Source organism: Prevotella sp. 885, from assembly GCF_002265625.1.
Lineage (GTDB): Bacteria > Bacteroidota > Bacteroidia > Bacteroidales > Bacteroidaceae > Prevotella.
This window is the reverse complement of record NZ_NOVE01000109.1, coordinates 1-1,992: the sequence shown is the minus strand read 5'-3', so window position 1 is coordinate 1,992 and position 1,992 is coordinate 1. Positions and strand designations below refer to the sequence as shown.

Genomic DNA, 1,992 nt, shown 5'->3' with positions numbered 1-1,992 from the left:
TGCAGAATCTTTCAATGCAAAAGTCAAGCATTTCAGAGCACAACTTCGGGGTATCATTGACAAGAAATTCTTTCTCTTCAGACTAACAAGATTGTATGCTTAATCCACACACTTTTTCAGGTGAGCCGGACAAGGAATATCTCGTGAGGTATACAAAGGAATACATGAAGACGCACCCCAACGTGGACTATTTCATCTACGGCCACCGGCATATCGAGCTCGACCTCAACCTCTCGCGCAAGGTAAGGATGATGATTCTCGGCGACTGGATATGGCAGTTCTCCTATGTAGTGTTCGACGGGGAGCACCTCTTCCTTGAGGAATATGTGGAGGGGGAGAGTAAATTGTAGTCTACTGAAGTTTACAGATAATAAAAAACAATGAGCGCATGCCGGAAACACTTCCAGACATGCGCTCATTGTTTTTATCTTGAATAATACCGCGCCTTATTTTACCACCTTTACAGCCTTGCCGTTGGCAAACTTGTTGATGTGAAGACGGTTGGCAGCCGGACGGGTCTTCTTGCCGTCGATGCCGTAAGAGGCAACAACCTTGCTTGCCTTGGCATCGGCAGCGGCATTGTCAACGCCGTCAGTGCTGCTCTGGGTGTCGATGTAGTATGTACCCCAGCAGAGATTCTCGTCATCCATATCAACATATCCGAATCCGGCGATGTATCTGCCGTCGGGAGTGATGGCACAAGGAGAGTTAAACTCGTTACCGTCCATTTTTACGATGTCGGTAAGCGTAGGGAACACTTCGCTCATGCGCTTTGCCTCAGTCTCGCCGGCCTTTACGATACAGGCATAACGGGCACCACTCATCTGGTCCTCAATATAGCCAACGATAGTGCCGTCGTCAGCAATGGCATTGGCATAATACCACATGTCTGCCGAAAGCTCAGGGCATGTAATATTCTCGTATGTATCGGTTACCACGTTATACCGTGCTATCTCCATACTCTGTTCCTCATTTTTGTTGTGCAGGTTGATCGCCACATATTTGCCGTTGCTGCTGATTGCAGCACCCTCAAACCAGTCGAAGTCCTGCGGACCGTCGAGAAAGTCGGAAGCATCGAGATATTTCTTGCAAACTGGAATTACGGAGTAAGTTGTGTTGTCCTTATTGAGAGCCCAAATCATCAGCGGGAATGTGGCATAGTTGTCCTGTCCGTAGCCGAGGAGCACCGAACCGTCGGCATTGCCGCCCCTGATGCCCATACCGTCATTCTCGAATCCGAGCCAGGCCTCTGACGACTGCGGCAGTTCTGTCTTCTTGCCGTCAACAATCATTATCGGAGTCTTTTGGTAGGCTTTGTTGTAGGTGATGCCGAAAATCTTGCCGTCGCTTGTGATGTAGTTTGCAATTGAACCCTCGTCGAGAATCTTCTCATATTTGCCTGTGGCGAAATCGAATTTTGTTGCCACTTCCTCGAGATAGCCCACTCCGATACCGTCGTTGGTAACGCAACGCACGTCGGCATCAACCGTCGACTCGGTATCCTCGCCGCCAAGCTGCGGCGAAACGAAATACTTCATCTCCTTATTCTCGGTGTCGTAGATGAAGCCGCGGCCCATGAAGTCGCTGCCGGCTACGTATTTACCGTTGTTGCTGATTACTGTACCTTGTATAAAGGCGTTGTCTGTCCATGGAATGTAAGTGAGCTTCTGTGCAGAAGCCGAGATGCAAGCGGCAATGAAAGCCGCCGAAAGTAAAGCTTTTCTCATAAATACACTTTTTTAATTAGTATTCTGTTTCTTAATCAATAATTCACCTAAATCGTTTTTGCGCTTGCAAATTTATGCTGAATTATTCGAATCTGCAATCAAAAGAGAATAAAAATGTAATTAATTAACGTTTATTAGGGGTCAGCGGAAAAGTACTGGGGGTGTTTTTTATTTCATAGTATTTTGTATCTTTGCATTATGAACATGCTTGAACAATTAGCCCGTCTAGTTCTTCCCAAAGAAATACTAGACAATTTCGATATCG

The 1,992-nt window shown here is 46.7% G+C and carries 1 protein-coding gene and 2 pseudogenes; 2 read left to right on the top strand and 1 reads right to left on the bottom strand.

The window, feature by feature from the left end:
- A pseudogene (locus tag CHL74_RS16515) lies at nucleotides 1-103 on the top strand (ISAon1 family transposase); the annotation flags it as partial.
- Between the two features lie 25 nt (nucleotides 104-128).
- Nucleotides 129-350 (top strand): annotated as a pseudogene (locus tag CHL74_RS15210) (UDP-2,3-diacylglucosamine diphosphatase); the annotation flags it as partial.
- Between the two features lie 96 nt (nucleotides 351-446).
- Here the strand turns inward: CHL74_RS15210 and CHL74_RS15205 are convergent.
- The gene (locus tag CHL74_RS15205; protein ID WP_094881997.1) at nucleotides 447-1,727 is read right to left on the bottom strand and encodes a hypothetical protein; all 1,281 of its coding nucleotides are present in this window, start codon (nucleotides 1,725-1,727) and stop codon (nucleotides 447-449) included.
- Nucleotides 1,728-1,992: the final 265 nt, after the last annotated feature.

Bases quoted from the DNA above. Each gene is read 5' to 3' on its own strand.
- CHL74_RS15205 (WP_094881997.1), bottom strand. From the start codon at position 1,727: ATGAGAAAAGCTTTACTTTCGGCGGCTTTCATTGCCGCTTGCATCTCG.